Here is a 20,567-nt window from a genome sequence, read left to right as displayed (position 1 = left end):
CTACTCTTCATCTTCGGTTTCTTTGGAAGCATTTGAGGCACAGCCTTTCTCTAGCCAGTTATCGAGCACGCGTTGCAGTGCCTTCAAAGAGGTTGGCTTCTCTAAGCGACCATCCATCAGTTTGCTGATCATATCTAACTCGTGTTGTCCTGATTCGCCAGACAAAGCAATGATTGGTGTTTGAGGTGAGCGTGCCTTGATGATTTGGCTTGCGTCAAAACCATTCATTATCGGCATTTGTACGTCCATTAAGATCAAATCGACCTTGTGTGTTTTGAACAGCTCGACGGCATTCTCACCGTTTTTGGCTTGCAAGCTATTTACACCAAGTCGACTCAGGTACATCTGAACAAGCGTGCGTTGTACCTCTTTGTCATCGACGATAAGCACGGTTGGAGCCAAATGATTCTCTGGGGTTAGCGTACTTGTTGGTTCTGAACTTTGCGTTTCTGCTTGGTTATCTGGCTTAGCTTCAGCGTTGGTTTTGTTTTCAGTTGCGGTTTGATTACCTTTCCAATCATCGAAGTAAGGCGTACGAAGTGCGTCTGCTTTGGGGGCATTGGGTACCACCGGGAAGTACAGGTGGAACTCAGTAAACTCCCCAAGTTTAGAGTGGCACTCAACTCGGCCGCCAAATGAACGCATCACTCGTTGGCAATAACCGAGCCCTAGGCCGCTACCACCGCTTTTTTGGTAAGAGAAGAAATCATCAAAAATTTTATGTGTAATGGCTTCGTCAATGCCGGGGCCGGTATCTCGGAATATTAGAACGTTCTCGTAAGGTCCGGTGTTGGTGCTGATCTCAATTTGGCTTTCTGGATAAGAATCAAAGTAATAGATTGCATTACGTATCAGGTTGAAAATGACGAAGTTGAATAAGGTTTCATTCAGCTTTGCCACAAAATCAGCATGTTGTGGTAAACGAATTCGCTCAATGATCTTCTCGTTCTCAAAGCCATAATGGCTGACGGCTTGATCCACGGCCTTGTGGATAGAGGTCATGGTGATTGGTCCATGCTCGGGTGAGCTATCACTGACTTCTCGCAAGATGATATCAATCAGCTGTCGACCACGTTGAATCGCAGCTTGGCCGTTCTCAATATCAAGTAAGATCTGTTTCGCTGGAGCTTGATTATCAATGTGCTGTTTTAATAGTTCAAATTGCAATTGCACTTGAGCCAGTGGGTTACGCATTTCATGAGCGATTGAGTTAGCAAGGGCACGGCTTTGGCGGATGCGTCTATCGGCTTCGATAGTGCTTTGTACTCGAGTTAACAAGGTTTGCAGGGCAGAGATCTCTTCGTTAGAGAACATCTGATCGTTGCTCTTGTGTGACGATACTAACAAGTGCGTGACCGATTTCCCCTGACCAAACAGAGGCATCACCAAAGCGGTATCGTTGGAGCTCATCTTGTCATACAGGGCTTTGATTGAGCGCTTGGCTGGTGCGGTGTAATCAAGCTCCTGAGACAACTCATCGAACACTAAAACGGACTTGTTAGTAGACAGATAATCTTCGTAGAAGGTTTCGTTATAGTTGCTGTTAACTAGACGTAGCTTATCTTCTGGAATTTGCAGTAGGCTACCCAAACGACGCATTGCATCATCAATTGATAGCTTGAAATCCTCTTCTAGCGCGAGGATCTGTTGTACTGGCGTTTTCTTGTTTCCGTAGACAAAGAACGAGGCGTAGTGTCTTACGCGCTTGTAGAGAACATGCCACGTGATGCCGATAATCGCGCAGATTGGGATAGCAACAAGCCATTGACTGTCGTCTGTCAGCGGGATAAATATCGCGCCAAAAGGGATCACCAAAATAGCACAAACCAACATCGCATTTAGGCTCATGTACGCCAGGTATTTCACGCTGTAGAAGCGCGAGGTCAGCAGGGCATAGCCAACGAACAACATTTCACTTATCGACAAAGCTGGTGGCAGCCAAGTGAGCGAGAAATCACGCAAGAAGTAGGTCATGCCTAGGTGGATCGTCGCAGTAGACAGCATGAAGACTAAAATGCCGGCGATCATATAGTTGGTTTTGGCTAAAGTTAGCTTGCTGCTGTTGGCGCGCATGGCCACCAGGTTGAGTAGTGTTAGCACTACAAAGCTAATCATCCCAATAAAGAAGTACGGCGTATGCGGGCCAAACTCAATCACGAACTGGCTTGGGCCTGCAATGGTGACGTGTTCAACGGTTAACCCCGGACTTAAATTGATAAAGAAGGAGTAGACGGTCAGGGTGACGAAAATGGCTTGCTGCCACACATGAACCTTACCATTACGTTGTTCAGCGGCGAGTTTGCACGAGAAGTAATAGGCAAAGGCAAACGCAAAGAACGAGGCGAGGTTGGCAAACTTTGCGGCGAACACGGCGGCCGAGGCCCCAAGTTCCGGTAATAAGTCGGTATGGAAATAAGCGTTACTGCTGATCCACGCAACAATGCAGATCGAATACGCGATGTAAGGGGCATGGTGTGTCCCTGCGATCACTTCGTTCTTCTGTTTCAGGCGATAGCAGTAATAGAACAACCACATGACAACCACAGCCACGGTTGCAAGCAGTGTGATTGCTTTTGCATAGATGATCGCCTCTAGGCCGAAATCAAACATGTTCATCCTTTTTCACCGAGCTAGTTTTTCCTGCCGAGCGCGACTTTTCTAATGACTTTCTGCTTTCTCGCACTGCGCGTTTGTAGCTTCGAAAATCGACATTATTGAACGCTTTTACCATCATCTCAAAATTCCAGAATCCACGATAAATTGTCGTGCCATCGTCATTTAATTCGCAATATCCAGAATGGAAGTATGCATTGGAATCAATGGTTTGATAAAACTGAAGCATGAAAGGTTGCTCGATAATAGTGAAGCCAATCTTATAGCCTATTTGGTGTAACACACTCATCAGCTCTTTTTGAGAAAGGTAGAGGAAATAGAGCTTTTGTTGGGTATTGCCACTGACTGTCAGACGTAACACCTCACACAGGGCATCTTTGTCGGACAATTGTAACTGGAATTGTTGGTCAAATTCTGGGAGAGAGTAACATTTTGACAGTGTAGGCGGTGTGAAAAGTTGTAACCCTGCGAGTTCATCGTAGCCGTAATTGGGTAAACAGTATTGCCATTGCTCATTGCTGAACGGCGGTGCGTAACTTAGCCAAGTGTCATTCTTAGACCAGTCTTGAATCAGCGCAGAGGAAACCAGTGTTGGAAAGGCTTCATCGACTGGATGCTTGAGCAGAATAAAATGCTTACCTGCCTGAGAAAGGTGTAATAAAGGCAGCATCTCAAACCATTTCTCGCCCTTGATGAACACCTCGAGATTGCTTAAAGCAATGGCATCGCTGATTGGCATTCCTTGTGGGTGACTCGGTGTTTGTACCAAAAGTGGCTCATGTTCTATCTGTTCGATGATCGCACCGTAATAAGCACTGTCATTGATAGGGAGGTCGACATGAGAAATGGAGCTTGGATTTAATGGAGATTTTGCTTTGATCGCAGCAATTTCACACTCACACCAGAAATCTAGCCAATGCATATAGCACTGCCCTACAGCCTGCTCTAGAAGAGCAATCTCTGCAGATAGTGTATTTGGATAGCGCAGAATCAGATCGCGGTAGTCCATCACCTCAAACAATACAGAGTAGCTTTTGTTTTGATGCTCTGGGAAAAGCAATTCTAATTGGCTTCTACGATATTCAGTCACGCTTTGAAAAAGCTCAGTGCGCTCATGTGGCTGATAAGTGCTGATGACGAGCTCTATCAGCGCTCGCTGTTTTATTTCGATAGACAGACTGCTAGCCAACAGTGAGCCTAAAGACGACGTTAATTTCATGTTTAACCTAGCCTAGGTTTATATAATTATTTTTATTTGATCTGCACTATCTATAGGACACTGATTTTAGGTATGTGTTTGAAGTTACGTTACTTTGAGAGAGCTAATCGTAACTTTACTTGTGTCCATGTTGTGAGAAGTAAGTTGCATAATCGGGTGAGATTTTACTACTTGCACCCACCCTTAACAATAAAGATTTTCCATATTTGAATGAATTCACAGATGAACAAAGTACATTATTATCAACAACTTGTAGGGCTGGATCACAGTTTTAAAATCAGACATGATTACGCCGAGCATAAACTTTTGAATTTATAAAATAATCTCAAATATCTATTTTTTGAACCAATATCATAATCCAAATCAACATGAGCTCATCTTATTAATTACAGCGTGAATGTATTTGGTGTGAGATATGTAATTAACTGATGCATTATATCTGTCTTATACTCGCTTATTCCTTCGCTACCCATTCTATTGATTTAAATATCAGGTGGATAAAAGCAGAGCTCCAGTGCTCGTCTTGTTTTCCTGACAATCTCCTGTGTTTATAGAGTAGTTACACCATAATCTCTGATGAAGTGATGACATTCGAGGTTTAAGCTTGCCTGCATATGAAACATTATTGCGAGTAATCCCTCGTAAATGATTGAGGTAGAGAGAATTTATGAAGAACGTACGATTAACATCATTACTTGGAACAGCAACCTTGTTTAGTGTCGTGGCGTTAGCTGGGTGTAGTCAGAAATCAGAAGTACCAACTCAACCGCAAGAGAATGCGAACCCCATCTGCAGCACTAAAAACCTGACGGGTGGTTGGTCGAAAAGTGAGATAACACCAGAAGCCAAGCAAGCTTTAAACGCAGTTCTTAGCCAAATGAACACTTCAGCTGAGCTCAAGCAGATCTTGAGTGTTCGAACTCAGGTTGTCGCGGGTTTGAATTACGCTATTGAGTTTGAAATGGATAATGGTGAAGTGTGGAACACCATCGTTTACCGTTCTCTACAAGGTGACATCGAAATGACGCAACCTGCACAGAAAGGTCTTCTGTGCTCATAATCTAGATGTGCCAGTGTCTTGTGAGATAGGCTGATAGCAAATAAAAATGGCTCCGTGTTGGGAGCCATTTTTGTTTTTAAGAAGACTGATTTGTTGAACGTTTTCAGTCGGCCAACTCGGGCTCAGCTAACTCCTGAACACAAGCACGGCTGATGTCTTCATCAATGTAGGCCATACCGAGTTTATTGAGGTAGTCCATGCGATCAGCAGTGCGAAGCTCGATGTCGGGGCCTGCAATGTTGTTGGCTTGATAAATTTCAGTGAGATGAGACATGAATTGCTCGCCCACACTCATCATCAATAGACTCATTGCGCCTACGTCCGGTCTTACTTTGGTGCGTTGCTTTTCAGATAGGTTTACCGCTAGTACGATAGGTTGTTCTTCACCTTCGAATCGAACGCCTCGCTCACGAACGGTTTGTTGAGCCCAGTAGTACGCCAGTTCTTTACTCTGAGTGAGAAACACTGGCTCAACCGATTCGGTATAGTTGTTGCCGATGGTCGCCATAGTTTTTGAAGCTGCTTCGTTGAGCGCTTTGTCTCCAGAACGTTTTAAACCTTGGCCTTGAATAGAAGCCAATAAAGCGGAAGATGTGCCGTGATACCAAGTATCACCCGTCGCGAAACCATTCTCTGATAACAGCGTTTTTGCATCTTGTAGGTGTGTAGGTATTGAAGTCATAGGCACTCTCAAAAAGTAAGAATCTTAACAAATAGGAATCTGAACAAATACGTATACAGTTAGCTTAAACAGAAGTTGTTCGGTTAACCGTGGTGTGGAACACAAATCTGAGGCTTTGAGATAAAGCTGGCAGTACAAGCTTTATCTCAAAGCCTTCCCCCGGATCTTACCTAAGTAAGAGAGAAGGACGGGGGAGGCTTTAGCGTTAGCGGTTAATCAAATTGATTAGACGTATTCGCTTCACCCGCGGCTTTTAGTGCATTCTCACCCGCGAAGTATTCTTTGTGATCATCACCGATGTCTGAACCAGACATGTTTTGGTGTTTAACACAAGCGATGCCTTGGCGTATCTCTTTGCGCTGAACATTTGCAACATAGCCCAGCATGCCTTGGTCACCGAAGTATTCTTTTGCAAGGTTGTCGGTTGACAGCGCTGCAGTGTGGTAAGTCGGTAGAGTAATCAAGTGATGGAAGATACCCGCTTCACGAGATGCATCCGCTTGGAATGTGCGAATCTTGTCATCAGCTCGTTTAGACAATTCAGTTTCATCGTATTCCGCGCTCATTAGGCTTGCACGGTCGTAAGCTGAAACATCTTTACCTTCTGCTACCATCGCATCGTAAGCTTGCTGACGGAAGTTTAGCGTCCAGTTGAATGATGGAGAGTTGTTGTAAACCAGTTTCGCATTAGGGTGTACTTCACGTACGCCGTCCATCATCTCTTTGATTTGACCGATGTGTGGTTTCTCAGTCTCAATCCAAAGTAGGTCAGCACCTGCATTGATTGCTTCGATACAGTCAAATACACAACGATCTTCACCAGTACCTTGGCGGAATTGGTATAAACCTGAAGGTAGACGCTTAGGTCGAACTAGCTTGCCGTCACGGTTGAAACAAACATCGCCTTCAGCCATATCAGCAACATCAATCTCTTCAACATCTAGGTATGAGTTGTAGATGTCACCTTGGTCGCCCGGCTCTTTCACTACGGCGATTTCTTTTGTTAGGCCAGCACCTTGTGAATCGGTACGAGCAACGATGATGCCGTTGTCGATGCCTAGCTCAAGGAAAGCGTAACGAAGCGCACGAAGTTTTGCGTGGAAGTCAGCGTGTGGAACCGTTACTTTGCCGTCTTGGTGACCACATTGTTTCTCATCGGCTACTTGGTTTTCGATTTGTAGACAACAAGCTCCCGCTTCAATCATCTGCTTAGCCATTAGGTAAGTCGCTTCTGCGTTACCGAAACCAGCATCGATATCGGCAATGATTGGCACTACGTGTGTCACGTGGTTGTCTATTTTGTCTTGAATACGGTCTTGTAGGTTCACATCGCCTGCTTCACGCGCAGCGTCTAGCTCACGGAATAAACCACCCAGTTCACGAGCATCGGCTTGGCGTAGGAATGTGTATAGCTCTTCTACTAGGCCAGCAACGGATGTTTTCTCATGCATAGATTGGTCTGGAAGTGGACCAAAGTCAGAGCGAAGTGCAGCAACCATCCAACCAGAAAGGTATAGGTAACGACGGTCAGTCTTGCCATCAAAGTGCTTCTTAATAGAAATCAGCTTTTGTTGGCCGATGAAACCATGCCAGCAACCCAGAGACTGAGTGTATTGAGAGCTGTCTTCGTCGTAAGCCGCCATGTCTGCACGCATGATATCTGCCGTGTATTGCGCGATATCTAGACCTGTTTTGAATTTGTTTTGAGCTCGCATACGAGCAGCAGATTCAGGGTTAATTGCATCCCATGGAGCACCAGCAGCGCTTTTTGCAACTTCTATCATTTCGATATCTTGTGTAATTTGCGACATAACTATTCCTTAGTTTCACGTGGGGTATGGTTGCCAAATTGGCTTGGATTAAAACTTTGCTATGGACAAAGAATAACCACTCATGTGATAATTTTGTTAATTTATAGTTATTATATTCGGTATTTTTCTTATGAATATTGCTCGTATAGACCTTAATTTGCTTGTGTATTTAGACATGTTGCTACGTGAAAGAAACGTTACACGAGCAGCAAATCAATTGGGTATTACTCAACCAGCCATGAGTAATGGCCTTCGCCGATTGCGTGATCTGTTTGAAGACCCGCTATTAGTAAGAACAAGTGAAGGGATGATACCGACCGAACGCGCGCATAAGTTGCAGCCACTGATTCGAAACATCTTGGCGAATGTAGAGAAGACACTGCAACCGACCACAGAGTTTAATGCAGAAGACAGTGAACGCGTGTTTCGTATCATGGCGAGTGACTATGCAGAGTCGACCATTATTCAACCTCTTCTGAAAAGGTTAAGTGAGATAGCACCGAAAATACGACTGGATATCATGACGCCAAGTGACGTGAGTTATCAGGATGTAGAGCAAGGTACCGTTGATATAATTATCAACCGATTTGACGATATTCCTCAGTCGTTTCACCAGATGAGCCTCTGGCACGACGGGTTTTCTTGCCTATTTAGTTGTGACAACCCGATCGCCGACAACTTCGATATTTTGTCTTATTTAAAGGCACAACATATTTGGGTAAGTAAGACAGGTATGGGAACGGGAGTGGGAATAAACCCAAGTGAAGCACAAAAGCTTGGTTGGATAGATGAGGCATTAATGCGCATCGGTAAAACCCGTAACATCACGGTGTTTACTCGACACTATTTGTCGGCGATTCTCTTCGCTCAGCAGAAGAACCTTATCCTGACTATTCCTACCAAAGCAGCTCAACTGCAGCGCAATAATCCTAGATTGTTGATCAAGCCTGCGCCATTTGCGATTGAACCCTTTGAGGTGAAGATGGCGTGGAGTCCATTGTTACAAACCAATCCAGACCATCAGTGGATGCGTCGTTTGATTAAAAGTGTCGCTAACGAAATCGAGAGTGGAGTGACGGAATAACATAGTTTGTAGGGTATTTTTTATATGAATATCCAATATAACCGGCATAAATTAGCTAAATTCATGTCCGTTAAGTAAGTTTAAATCAGTAAAGTAAATTTGAGCTAGTCACGAAAATTTATTGAGTAGCCATCAATTAGTTTGAGAGAGATTTTATGAGCAGTCGTATTCAACAGGGAAGCTTGAACATTGATAGCACCCTCTACCAATTAATTAATGAGCAGGTGATTCCTGGAACAGGCATTGTCGCTGAAGACTTTTGGCAATCATTTGCAACTATTCTTGAAGATTTGGCGCCAAAAAATCGCGCATTGCTTATCAAGCGTGAAGATCTTCAACATCAAATTGACGTTTGGCACCAAGAGCGTGCCGGGCAAACGCTAGATCCTGTAGAGTACAAACAGTTCTTACAGCAGATCGGTTATTTGGTTCCTGAAGGCGATGACTTTCAAGTGACGACAGCGAGCGTAGAGCCTGAGATCGCAACACAAGCAGGGCCGCAGCTTGTGGTGCCAATCATGAACGCACGCTTTGCACTTAACGCAGCCAATGCGCGTTGGGGCAGTCTATATGATGCGCTCTACGGAACGGACGTGATCAGTGAAAGTGATGGCGCGGAAAAGGGCGGAAGCTTTAACCCTGCTCGTGGCGCTAAAGTAGTGACTTATGCTCGTGAGTTCCTTGATGATGCAGCGCCATTAAACGGTGTCTCTCATAAAGACGTGACCAAATACAGCATCAGTAACGCTAGCATCGGCAATAAGCTCATAGCGACACTCGATAACGGCGAAGAAGTCACTCTCATTGATAGCGACCAGTTCATTGGCTATCAAGGTGACGCAAGTTCCCCTTCGTGCATTCTTCTTAAACACAATAATCTGCACATCGAAATTCAAATTGACCCAAGCGCACCGATTGGTAGCGTTGATGTGGCGGGTATTAAAGATGTGTTGGTCGAAGCTGCCCTAACAACCATTATGGATTGCGAAGACTCGGTTGCTGCAGTTGATGGTGAAGACAAAGCATTGGCTTACCGTAACTGGTTAGGCTTGATGAAAGGTGATCTGCAAGAATCACTAGAGAAAAACGGCAAAACTATTGTTCGTAACCTTAATCCCGATCGCCAATACACCAGCGTGACGGGTGGTGAGATTTCACTAAAAGGCCGCAGCATGTTGTTCATCCGTAATGTCGGCCACTTGATGACTAACCCTGCCATTATTGATGCCGAAGGTAATGAAGTGCCTGAAGGCATTATGGATGGCATGATCACTTCGTTAATTGCGATGCATGATTTAAAAGGCAACAGCGCGTACCAAAACTCGACTGCGAACAGTATCAACATCGTAAAACCTAAGATGCATGGTCCTGAAGAAGTCGCGTTCACCAATGAGCTGTTTGGTCGCATTGAAGATGCATTAGGGCTAGATCGATTCACGATCAAAGTTGGCATCATGGACGAAGAGCGTCGTACTTCGGTTAACCTTAAAGAATGTATTCGAGCGGCTAAAGATCGTGTTGTGTTTATCAACACAGGTTTCTTAGACCGAACGGGTGATGAGATTCACACCAGTATGGAAGCGGGACCATTCGCTCCTAAAACACAGCTGAAAACCATGACTTGGATTGGCGCATACGAAGATCAAAACGTTGATCTTGGCTTAGCTTGTGGCCTGCAAGGTAAAGCCCAGATTGGTAAAGGTATGTGGCCAGAGCCAGACAACATGGCGAAGATGATGGATGCGAAAATCGGACATCCACAAGCGGGTGCTAATACTGCTTGGGTTCCTTCTCCAACCGCCGCAACTTTGCACGCGCTGCACTATCACAAGGTGAGTGTACCAAGCCGTCAGAAAGAGCTTCGTGAGCGAGTGAGAGCCAATGTTGATGATATTCTTACTATCCCGCTACTGGGCAACCAAAAGCTGACTGCGCAAGATATTCAAAGTGAGCTGGATAACAACACACAAGGTATTCTGGGGTACGTGGTTCGTTGGATTGATCAAGGCGTTGGTTGTTCGAAGGTACCTGATATTAACGATGTCGGCTTGATGGAAGACCGAGCGACGCTGCGTATTTCAAGCCAACATATTGCGAACTGGTTACGTCACGGCATTTGCGAGGAAGCTCAGGTAATGAAAACCATGAAGCGCATGGCCGCAGTGGTGGATGAGCAAAACGCTGGCGACCAGAGCTACCGTAACATGGCGCCTGACTTTGAAAACAGCATTGCATTTTCAGCGGCGTGTCAGTTGGTATTCGAAGGCTGTGCTCAGCCGAGCGGTTACACCGAGCCAGTACTGCACGCGATGCGTCTAAAACTGAAAGCACAGGAATAGCGAAGCAACCGAATAACAAAAATAGAGAATGTAAAATACTAAAAAAAGAACCCCCCCTTTAACCGAGCCCAAGGTGCCGCGCTTTTATAGCGCGGCTTTTTTTTGATTCATTTTTGTGAAGGGAAAGGTGGAAAGTGGGTCAAGTTAGTGATCACTAAGACTTAATTATTTCCGAGCCCTAATCACTGCCAGAACTTAGTTACTACCAACCTTATTTTCCGCCAAAGCAAAGATACTTAATGTCCATGTACTCATCGATGCCTTCTTTCGCACCTTCACGGCCAATACCTGATTGTTTCACACCACCGAAAGGCGCGACTTCGGTTGAGATTAGACCATCATTAATGCCGACCATACCGTACTCAAGCGCTTCTGCAATGTTCCACACTCGATGAATGTTCTGACTGTAGAAGTACGACGCTAATCCATAAATGGTATCGTTGGCCATCTCGATAAGCTCTTCGTCCGTGTCGAATTTCATCACGGGCGCGACTGGGCCAAAGATCTCTTGTTGAACGATGTCCATGCTGTGTTTTACATCTTTAAGAACAACAGGTTGAATGAAAAGCCCATTAAGTTCCTGAGTTGGCGTGACAGGCGTGGCACCTTGTTCAATCGCTCGGTTTACCAAAGCTTGGATGTTGTTCTTTGCGTTCAGGCTGACAACAGGGCCAATCGTGACACCTTCATCTAAGCCGTTACCAATCTTAAGCTGCTGAACCGCTTGATCGAATTTAGCCACAAACTCATCGTACACTTTACTGTGAACGTAGAATCGGTTTGCACAGACACATGTTTGACCTGCATTACGGAACTTCGACGCCATTGCCCCTTGAACGGCTGCATCGATGTCGGCATCGTCAAACACAATAAATGGTGCGTTACCGCCAAGTTCCATTGAGGTGCGTTTGATGCCTTTTGCTGCTTGAGCCATCAAAATACTGCCCACACGGGTCGACCCAGTGAAAGAGATTTTTTTGATAAGCGGATGCGAAGTGAATAGGTTGCCCACTTGTTCAGGGCTTTCACCAAGCACCACTTGAAGTAGATCTTTAGGGATACCCGCTTGATAAGCCAGTTCAACCACAGCAAACGCGGAAAGCGGTGTCTCATCCGAAGGTTTCACGACAAAGCTACAACCCGCAGCTAAGGCAGGAGCCGCTTTACGAGTGATCATTGCAATAGGGAAGTTCCATGGCGTAATCGCGCACGCCACTCCGATCGGTTGCTTGATGGTCACCAAACGTTTGCCTGCGACTGTGCTAGGAATGGAATCACCATAAGTGCGCTTTGCTTCTTCTGCAAACCACTCAATGAAGCTCGCGCCATACACCACTTCGCCTGCCGCTTCGGCTAACGGTTTACCTTGTTCAATCGTCATGATTCGAGCAAGGTCATTCTTGTTTTCGAGGATCAACTGGTGCCAGCGATGAAGTAGTGCAGCACGAGATTTAGCAGGGATTTTTGCCCACTCTTTTTGCGCTACATGAGCTCGTTCAATCGCGCTCGATAACTCTGTTTCTGATGATATCGGTGCGTGCCCGATGAGTTCACCCGTTGCTGGGTTTGTGACTGCAACTGCGTTGTTCGCTTCTGTCACCATAAAAGAGAGTAAGTGCTGGTTCTTAATGTTTAGCATCGTGATTCCTTTGTTGTGATTACTTTAGACGTGTTGCTTATATGCGGGTTGGCGAGTGTTCAAATGACTTCGACCAACCGTTGATTGGTCGAAGATAGTGGTCGTTAGCTCGTTAGCTCGTTAGCTCGTTAGCTCGTTAGCTCGTTAGCTCGTTAGTGCTTAAGTTGTTACTTTCGAAGCGATAGCCACTCGAAGCGATCTAAGAAAATGATCTATTGTTGACTCCAATTATCAGACTCTATTTTCGCTAGCGCTTTTGCGGCTTTCTGAAGAGCGGGTAGGTACTTGATCGCTTCATCAGGCTTGACTCGAATTACAGGCGCTTGTATCGCTAGGCCGAGGTTTGATTGACCCGTAGATGACGGGATCAGCACGGCGATACAGACTAAGCCCGGCAAAAATTCTTCGTCATCAATCGCAAAGCCTTGGATTTTCGCTTCTTCGATGTCTTTCTCTAACATTGAATAGTCGGTAATGGTGTTCACGGTGTATTGAGTCAGTGGCACATTTTCAATTAATCGTCTGCGCTGTGACTTAGACATGTGCGCCAAAAACAGTTTTCCGCTTGCTGAGCAATGCACCGGGACGCGAGAACCTGGGTGTAGATGAAAACGAAGGGGTGCTTCAGTTTCTGCGCGATCAAGATAGATGATCTCGCCACTTGATAGCGCCGTTAGGTTACAGCTTTCACCAACTTCTGCTCTCAGGTTTTCAAGAATAGTGCGTCGGGCACTGTGCATGGTGCTATTCAACAATAGGTTTTCGGCAAGCTTTCTGAGTCGAATACCTGAGCTGTAGTGCTTCTCATCGCCGTCTCTTTGAATAATGCCTGCCGCTTCTAACTGCTGAAGCATTCGGTGCAGCGTAGGTTTTGGCAGTCCAGTTTCTTCGACTAATCCTTGAAGAGAAATAAACTCGTCTTTTTGCGCTATCACCTCTAATAGTGCAAAAAGTCGGAGAGTCGGTGTATCCCCTTGAACTGGTGGTGTTTCTGTTTGCATATAATGATCCATCCTTGCGATATGTCTATGCCTAAGAGTGTACATACCAAATCATTATTCTTCAATTATCTGAATAAAATTTGACCTTTTTTATTATTTCAATAATATAAATATAAATTATGGAACAATTAATCTCAATAAATGGAATTTAAGATGAAGGCGATTGAACGGATTATTGACAAGGCTCACTTAGATCGTAAGCGAGTGGTTTTGAGTGAAGCTGAGGACCCGCGAGTGCTAGCAGCCGCAAGAATGGCGATAGACAAACAGCTCGCTTACATCACCCTAGTAGGGGATGAACCGGCGATCATCGCTGCTGCAGAATTACATCACATTGATCTTGTAGGCATTCATATTGTCTCCCCACAAGCGTCATCACTCAAAGAAGTGCTCGCTGAGCGGTTGTATACATTAAGAAAAGCGAAAGGTATGACTTACGATGATGCGCTAGATCTGGTTCTAGACCCACTCGTTTTTGCCAATCTGATGGTCAGAGAGGGGCTGGTGGATGGCACCGTTAATGGTGCGGTTTATACTACGTCTGATGTGGTGCGAGCTGCGCTTCAGATTATCGGCTCCGCGCCAGACAGTGAATTGGTATCGAGCTTCTTTCTGATGATGTTGTGTGAGCCTTTCCATAATCTTAAAGGTGGCATGATTTTCAGTGACTGTGGTTTGGTGATTAACCCCAATGAAACCGAGCTGGCATCGATTGCCGTGGCCGCATCAAACAGTGCTCAAACGCTACTGATGGAAGAGCCTAAAGTAGCGATGCTGTCGTTTTCGACCAACGGGAGTGCCAAACACGAATCGGTCGATAAGGTTCGTAATGCGGCTCAACTCGTAAAACAACGTTGTCCCGGAATCGCCGTCGATCAGGATGTTCAACTCGATGCCGCGATTGTGACTGAGATTGCCGCGAAAAAGCTGCCAGATTCAGAGGTGAAAGGTCAATCGAACGTGTTGATATTTCCCAATTTAGAAGCAGGTAATATTGGTTATAAGCTTGCGGAAAGGTTAGGCGGGGCAGTTGCGATTGGTCCACTGTTACAAGGGTTGAATCAACCTGCGAATGACTTATCAAGAGGGTGTTGCGCACAAGACATCTTTAATGTGATCGCGGTGACTGCCGTACAAGCGCAGCAAGGGAAAGTGTCTAGCTCTAAGGCTGATACTGAAGCTGATGTTGAAGAAAAAGAAGAATCGACATTTGATTTTAGATACTAAAATCTAGCTCCTGAAGCTGATACTCACATTCAAATCAACCCCCAAAAACAACCTAACTAGGACTGCTGATGGAGTTACCTGTTTTACTCGCTATTCTTGCCACCATCGCGGTGGGTACCTATTTTCAAACTGTCACCGGATTTGGCCTCGGTATCATCGTGATTGGTTTAACGGTTAGCCTTAATCTGGTTTCCTTACCCGTTATAGCCGCTGTGGTCAGTATTGTGACCTTGTTCAATTGCTTGGTCGCATTGATGGGTAAGCCACTGCTTGGGGAACTCAAGATTCTGGTGGTGTTGGTCATCGGTATTATTCCCGGCGTTTCGATGGGGGTGTACTTGCTGGACGAGTTAAGCGATTCGGCAACGCATATTCTCCGAGGACTATTGGGTGCGATGGTGCTATTCGCAGGTTTGAGTTTTATGTTCAAACCTAAAACCAGAAAGGATCGTTCGGCAACTGTATCGTTTTTGTTGTCTGGTTTTAGTTCTGGCTTAGCGGGAGGGTTGTTTGGGATGGCAGGTCCACCGATTGTTTATCATCTCTATCGGCAACCTTTTTCGCTCGATCTGGTGCGAAGCACACTGCTGATGGTGTTCGCTTGTACGTCGATGTCACGTACTGTCAATGTCTACGCTGCAGGCGACATGGAACAGAGCATACTGTGGTTATCTGCTATTGCTGTTCCCTTGGTAGCGCTTGTCACGATGTTTGCTCGACGTTTCCCACCGCCGTTGTCTAATGATCAACTCAGAAAGTTAGTGTTTATTGTGTTGATGTTGATTGGTGGGTACTTGATGGCGGTCTCTGTATGGTCGTTGTTTTTGGCTTAGAACGTTTTCTTTATCAAAATTATCTTTGAAGGAGGAGGGCTTGATTCTCGTTTAATGCTTGATGACACCCTCCTCACTGACACGTCAGCGCTTTAGCATCTCAAAGATGTTCCTACATAGCCCGAACAAGCAGCTCTCTTGTACGTCCAAGGTAATGTTGTTGCGGTAATATGGGCTCAAATCCACTCCCATCCCCACGCCATGAATCTCAATTCCGTTTTTGGTCGACTCACGTTCAATGACTTGTTTTAGGTGGTTATCCAAATAGAACTGATCGTTGGCGGTGCTGGTGGCGGTATCCATTGGGCAGCCGTCTGAGAACACGATCAAAACCTTTCGTTGAGCAGTGTGCTGTTGCAACCGCTGGCTAGCGAACTGCACCGCTTCGCCATCAATCCCTTCTTTAAAGACGTCTGCTTTACGAAGACTCGCAATGCCAAGGCGAGATCGTCTCCAATGCGTATCAAAATCCTTAAACACGATGTGCCGAACTTCGTTCAAGCGCCCTGGGTGCTTTGGTTGGCCTTGTTTAAGCCACTGTCGATAGACCTTGCCACCGTTCCAGTTGTTGGTAGTGAAGCCAATGATCTCAAATGGGATATCAGCCAATCCAACGGATTTGAGAATCGTATCCATCAACAAACTTAGCTTGTGACTGTGCTTTTGCATTGAACCTGAACAATCCATCAAAAACGTGATGGCACATTGATGAGATGCGCCGATGTCAGGTTGATAAAAGACAGTGCGATCCAATGGCGACGTGATGAGCTTGGTGATGGTGGTGGCGTTAACAATGCCTTCTTCTAAATGGTCCTGACGTCGGTTCCTTTGTGGCGTGGCGACAAAGCTGGTGAGCATAGCGGCTAAACGGCGAGTGTTTACTTGTCTCGCCATGATGTGATCGGTGAGTTTCTGCCTCAGTTCGAGTAATAGGGCGCGCCTGACGAGTTTATCTGCGGCGATGACTTGATCAAATTCTGAATTAAAGACCTGATAATTCGCGCCCGAAAGCTCGAACACCTTACTACTGCCTGTGATGTCAGTATCGACGTCTTGATCTTGAATGTCTCCATCAACGATAAGGGCAAGCTGCGCAAGGATTTTTATGTCTTCTTCAACCGTTGGCGTAGCCGAGTTATCGCTCTCTTGCTCTTGGTTGATGAGCTCTTTTGCAAGGGCAGCAAGCTCATTGGCGCAGTGAGCAAACTGTTGTTGGTCGGTTCTATGTTGCTTTAAGCGCTTCAGGCTGTACCCGAAAGTAGGCACGATGCCGGCGCGAGTCGACTCAATGGTCTCAGCGATAGGCTCAGACACCGGAACGCCAGTTAAGCGGGTGTAGATGACTTGCATCAGTGTAAACAGCAACATGCCTATTCGTGATTCGGTAAAGCCATTTTGATGATATTGGTTGCTCCAATACGCAAAGTTGAATTGGATGCTGGTGGTCACGCCTTTTAGATAAGGCGGGACTTGAGATTCAATTCGGACCTGTTCGCAGAAGTCGTAAAGCAGACGTTCTATTTCGTTTTGAGGGCGTAGTGAATAGTGGAGGTCAGCGTCTGAAAGCAATAATCGCAGTGCCGATGAATCGATCTTGCCCTGCATCGATAGCTTGCTGTTTTTTAGCTCGTGGCGAGAAACAAAGGTGAGATTGTTAGTATGCGCAGACTGATAATAACAGGGGCTATTGCCTTTATAGAGACGTTCTCCCCGGTAGTTCAGATTGAGTTCGCCACTGATTGCTCTGGCGACAGACACACCAATATCGAGGATCTTTTTCTGCTGGGAAGAAACATTGGCCATGGTTTACGACTCCGAGTGCGAATAGTTTTGAGTAGGCGTTTCTAAATCTTCACCAAAGCAACGGAAATAGTATTCGCTAACCAGCTCTTTCTCTTCGTCTTCACATCGATTCAAGAATGACAATCTAAATGCAGTCGCTACATCGTCGAATATTTGGATGTTTTCGGCCCAAGTGAGCACCGTTCGCGGAGACATCACCGTTGAAAGGTCACCAGCCCTAAACCCGTTACGCGTTAATCCTGCGGTGGCGATCATTTTCTCGACCAGTTGTCGACCACTCTCATTATTCAGCTCTGGAAGCTTGGATAACACGATCTTAGTTTCATGTTGTGGATCTAAATAGTTGAGCGTGGCGATGATGTTCCATCTATCTAATTGACTCTGGTTAAGCACTTGAGTGCCAGAATACAAACCTGAGAAGTTACCCAAGCCAAGCGTGTTGCAGGTAGCAAACAGGCGGAAAGAAGGGTGAGGCGTGATCACTCGGTTTTGCTCTAAAGAGGTGTATTTGCCGTCTTGTTCTAACAGTTGTTGAATCACAAACATCACGTCAGGGCGACCAGCGTCGTACTCATCTAATACCAGTGCGATGGGTTGTTGAATGCTTTGCGGAAGAATGCCTTCTTTAAACTCAGTTACCTGCATTCCGTCCTTAATGACGATGCTGTCTTTACCGATGAAATCCAATCGACTTAAGTGTCCGTCTAGGTTAATCCTCAAACACGGCCAATTCAATCTCGCGGCAATTTGCTCAATGTGAGACGACTTGCCCGTTCCGTGCGTGCCTTGTATCAATGTGCGACGATTGGAGGTGAACCCCGCCAATATAGCCAACGTCACTTCGGGGTCGAAACAGTAGTTAGGATCGACTTTAGGAACATATTCGCCCGCATGTTCAAATGCCATCACCGTTAGGTTGCTGTCGATGCCAAAGCGTTCTCTTACACTTACCGGCTGCGTTGGTACCAATTCCGCCTCTTTCATCATATTTCCCTCTATATAGCTCATCACTTGTCGCTGCTATCGCGATATGTCATCGATTATTAACAGCTCCAGTTAAGTTAACGGAACTTTTTGTACGAAAAACTACCAATAATGTGATCCAGTTTTATTAATTAGAATGAATTGTTCCAATTTAATATAAAAAGTTGACGCGCAAAAATTCTACTACTAAGGTGAAAATGAATTCGAAAAAGAGACGATTCATTCCGAAAAATGAAATTTTGGTTAACTCAAGGAGAATGGAAGAATGAGCGAGCAAGAAAAACGTACGGTTGTTTCCGGCACAGTAACAATGACACCATCAGAAGCGTTCGTTGAAACTATGGTTGCTAATGATGTTACCGACATGTTCGGCATCATGGGGTCAGCATTTATGGACGCAATGGATATCTTTGCTCCTGCTGGCATTCGATTGGTCCCAGTAGTACACGAGCAAGGCGCTGCCCACATGGCAGATGGTTACTCTCGTGTATCTGGTCGCCACGGTGTGGTTATCGGGCAGAATGGCCCAGGTATCAGTAACTGTGTAACAGCAATTGCAGCTGCGTTCTGGGCACATAGCCCGGTCGTGATTGTGACGCCAGAGACAGGCACTAAAACAATGGGCTTAGGTGGTTTCCAAGAATGTAACCAGCTTCCAATGTTCCAAGAGTTTACTAAGTATCAAGGACACGTAACGCACCCAGATCGTATGGCGGAATACACAGGTCGATGCTTCGACCGTGCGATGAGTGAAATGGGTCCAACTCAACTGAACATTCCACGTGACTATTTCTACGGTGAAACTCAAACCGAGATCCCTCAACCAGCACGTTTAGACCGTGGCCCAGGTGGTGAAAAATCTCTGAACGAAGCGGCAGACTTGATTGCTGAAGCGAAATTCCCAGTCATCATTTCTGGTGGCGGCGTGGTAATGGCTGATGCCGTTCAAGAGTGTGCGGCACTGGCAGAACGACTAGGAGCACCCGTAGTAAACAGTTACCTACACAATGACTCGTTCCCTGCTAGCCACCCATTATGGTGTGGTCCTCTAGGCTATCAAGGTTCGAAAGCAGCAATGAAGTTGATGGCTCAAGCGGATGTGGTTATTGCTTTGGGTACACGTCTTGGTCCATTTGGTACGTTGCCTCAACATGGTATGGACTACTGGCCGAAGAACGCGAAAATCATTCAGATTGATGCCGACAACAAGATGCTAGGTCTGGTTAAGAAGATTTCAGTTGGTATCTGTGGTGATGCGAAAGCAGCTGCGGTTGCTCTATCTGAAAGATTGGAAGGCCGTGCATTGTTGTGTGATGACAATAAAGGCGCTCGTCAAGACACGGTCGCAACAGAGAAAGCACTTTGGGAAAAAGAGCTTGATGAGTGGACACACGAACGTGACTCGTTCAGCTTGGATATGATTGAAGAAAACTCACACGAGACTCCGTTCTCTGGTGGTGAATACCTTCACCCGCGCCAAGTATTGCGTGAGCTAGAAAAAGCGATGCCAGAAGACGTAATGGTCTCAACCGATATCGGTAACATCAACTCGGTGGCAAACAGCTACTTACGCTTTGAAAAACCACGTAGTTTCTTTGCGGCAATGAGTTTTGGTAACTGTGGTTACGCGTTCCCGACCATCATTGGCGCGAAAGCAGCAGCACCTCATCGCCCAGCTATCTCTTATGCAGGCGACGGTGCGTGGGGCATGAGCCTGATGGAAACCATGACATGTGTTCGTCATAACATTCCAGTGACAGCCGTGGTATTCCACAACCGTCAATGGGGTGCAGAGAAGAAGAACCAAGTCGACTTCTACAACCGACGCTTTGTTGCCGGTGAGCTAGATAACCAAAGCTTTGCTGAAATCGCACGAGCAATGGGCGCTGAAGGTATCACGGTTGATAAGCTAGAAGATGTAGGTCCAACCTTGCAAAAAGCCATCGACATGCAGATGAACGAAGGCAAAACAACCATCATTGAAATCATGTGTACTCAGGAGTTGGGCGACCCGTTCCGCCGAGATGCGCTATCAACACCGGTTCGTTTCCTAGATAAATACAAAGATTACGTATAAGTCGTAGGAAGTTTGTCCGGCCACGGTATTTTCGAGAGTGTTAGAGAAAGTGCAATCGAGAATGTGGTCGGGCAATATTAACGGGTATTGGCAATGTACTTAAGTGAATACCGGCAACCCGTATTTCAATAATCCTTAGTCAAACGTTAGAACATGAATTAAATGGCTGTGGTACATATAAGTGGTTTTAGTTAT

The 20,567-nt window shown here is 45.8% G+C and carries 14 protein-coding genes; 6 read left to right on the top strand and 8 right to left on the bottom strand.

The genetic code is table 11. The features are described from left to right. Nucleotides 1-2,610: a response regulator gene (locus AB4323_RS18255; RefSeq protein ID WP_372153046.1), complete on the bottom strand. Its 2,610-nt coding sequence runs from the start codon at nucleotides 2,608-2,610 to the stop codon at nucleotides 1-3. Continuing rightward, entirely contained in the window at nucleotides 2,603-3,832 is a 1,230-nt protein-coding gene (locus AB4323_RS18250) for an acyl-homoserine-lactone synthase (RefSeq protein ID WP_017064276.1), read from the bottom strand. The genes AB4323_RS18255 and AB4323_RS18250 overlap by 8 nt, the downstream gene beginning before the upstream one ends. Nucleotides 3,833-4,499: 667 nt before the next feature. Here AB4323_RS18250 and AB4323_RS18245 point away from each other — a divergent pair. Next, complete coding sequence (locus AB4323_RS18245; protein ID WP_017064277.1) at nucleotides 4,500-4,892, top strand: cystatin domain-containing protein; 393 nt, start codon at nucleotides 4,500-4,502, stop codon at nucleotides 4,890-4,892. A gap of 103 nt (nucleotides 4,893-4,995) precedes the next feature. Here AB4323_RS18245 and AB4323_RS18240 read toward each other — a convergent pair whose 3' ends face one another. Together AB4323_RS18240 and AB4323_RS18235 are read right to left on the bottom strand one after the other, a co-directional pair. Next, nucleotides 4,996-5,574 carry a hypothetical protein gene (locus tag AB4323_RS18240; protein WP_017059982.1) on the bottom strand — a complete coding sequence of 193 codons (579 nt, stop codon included), beginning with the start codon at nucleotides 5,572-5,574 and terminating at the stop codon, nucleotides 4,996-4,998. 212 nt (nucleotides 5,575-5,786) lie between these two features. Beyond that, nucleotides 5,787-7,385, bottom strand: coding sequence for an isocitrate lyase (locus AB4323_RS18235; protein WP_136981762.1), 1,599 nt, complete (start codon nucleotides 7,383-7,385; stop codon nucleotides 5,787-5,789). A 130-nt stretch (nucleotides 7,386-7,515) separates the two neighbouring features. On the opposite strand from AB4323_RS18235, the gene AB4323_RS18230 reads away from it, so the two are divergent. Together AB4323_RS18230 and AB4323_RS18225 are read left to right on the top strand one after the other, a co-directional pair. After that, complete coding sequence (locus AB4323_RS18230; RefSeq protein WP_012600244.1) at nucleotides 7,516-8,469, top strand: LysR family transcriptional regulator; 954 nt, start codon at nucleotides 7,516-7,518, stop codon at nucleotides 8,467-8,469. A 155-nt stretch (nucleotides 8,470-8,624) separates the two neighbouring features. Then, the gene (locus AB4323_RS18225; RefSeq protein ID WP_136981763.1) at nucleotides 8,625-10,808 is read left to right on the top strand and encodes a malate synthase G; all 2,184 of its coding nucleotides are present in this window, start codon (nucleotides 8,625-8,627) and stop codon (nucleotides 10,806-10,808) included. 211 nt (nucleotides 10,809-11,019) lie between these two features. On the opposite strand, the gene AB4323_RS18220 is transcribed toward AB4323_RS18225, so the two are convergent. Beyond that, complete coding sequence (locus AB4323_RS18220) at nucleotides 11,020-12,447, bottom strand: NAD-dependent succinate-semialdehyde dehydrogenase (RefSeq protein ID WP_372153044.1); 1,428 nt, start codon at nucleotides 12,445-12,447, stop codon at nucleotides 11,020-11,022. A gap of 212 nt (nucleotides 12,448-12,659) precedes the next feature. Then, nucleotides 12,660-13,448 (bottom strand): IclR family transcriptional regulator, encoded by a 789-nt coding sequence (locus tag AB4323_RS18215; protein ID WP_004731927.1) that lies wholly within the window; start codon nucleotides 13,446-13,448, stop codon nucleotides 12,660-12,662. Between the two features lie 153 nt (nucleotides 13,449-13,601). Between AB4323_RS18215 and pta the strand changes: the two genes are divergently transcribed. Further along, nucleotides 13,602-14,675, top strand: a complete 1,074-nt coding sequence (gene pta, locus AB4323_RS18210; protein ID WP_372153042.1) for a phosphate acetyltransferase — start codon at nucleotides 13,602-13,604, stop codon at nucleotides 14,673-14,675. 68 nt (nucleotides 14,676-14,743) lie between these two features. Continuing rightward, nucleotides 14,744-15,508 carry a TSUP family transporter gene (locus AB4323_RS18205; RefSeq protein WP_372153040.1) on the top strand — a complete coding sequence of 255 codons (765 nt, stop codon included), beginning with the start codon at nucleotides 14,744-14,746 and terminating at the stop codon, nucleotides 15,506-15,508. Nucleotides 15,509-15,592: 84 nt separating this feature from the next. On the opposite strand, the gene AB4323_RS18200 is transcribed toward AB4323_RS18205, so the two are convergent. Both AB4323_RS18200 and AB4323_RS18195 read right to left on the bottom strand, forming a co-directional pair. Further along, nucleotides 15,593-17,311, bottom strand: coding sequence for a cobaltochelatase CobT-related protein (locus tag AB4323_RS18200; protein WP_372153038.1), 1,719 nt, complete (start codon nucleotides 17,309-17,311; stop codon nucleotides 15,593-15,595). A 3-nt stretch (nucleotides 17,312-17,314) separates the two neighbouring features. Further along, on the bottom strand, nucleotides 17,315-18,298 hold the full coding sequence (locus AB4323_RS18195) for an AAA family ATPase (RefSeq protein ID WP_372153037.1): 984 nt from the start codon (nucleotides 18,296-18,298) through the stop codon (nucleotides 17,315-17,317). Between the two features lie 262 nt (nucleotides 18,299-18,560). On the opposite strand from AB4323_RS18195, the gene xsc reads away from it, so the two are divergent. After that, nucleotides 18,561-20,372 carry a sulfoacetaldehyde acetyltransferase gene (gene xsc / locus AB4323_RS18190; protein WP_372145752.1) on the top strand — a complete coding sequence of 604 codons (1,812 nt, stop codon included), beginning with the start codon at nucleotides 18,561-18,563 and terminating at the stop codon, nucleotides 20,370-20,372. Nucleotides 20,373-20,567 lie beyond the last annotated feature (195 nt).

Source organism: Vibrio sp. 10N.261.52.C11, assembly GCF_041471405.1.
In the GTDB taxonomy this organism is placed as follows: domain Bacteria; phylum Pseudomonadota; class Gammaproteobacteria; order Enterobacterales; family Vibrionaceae; genus Vibrio; species Vibrio crassostreae_C.
Note: the sequence above shows the minus strand (reverse complement) of the source record. Positions and strands in the feature narration are given on the sequence as shown.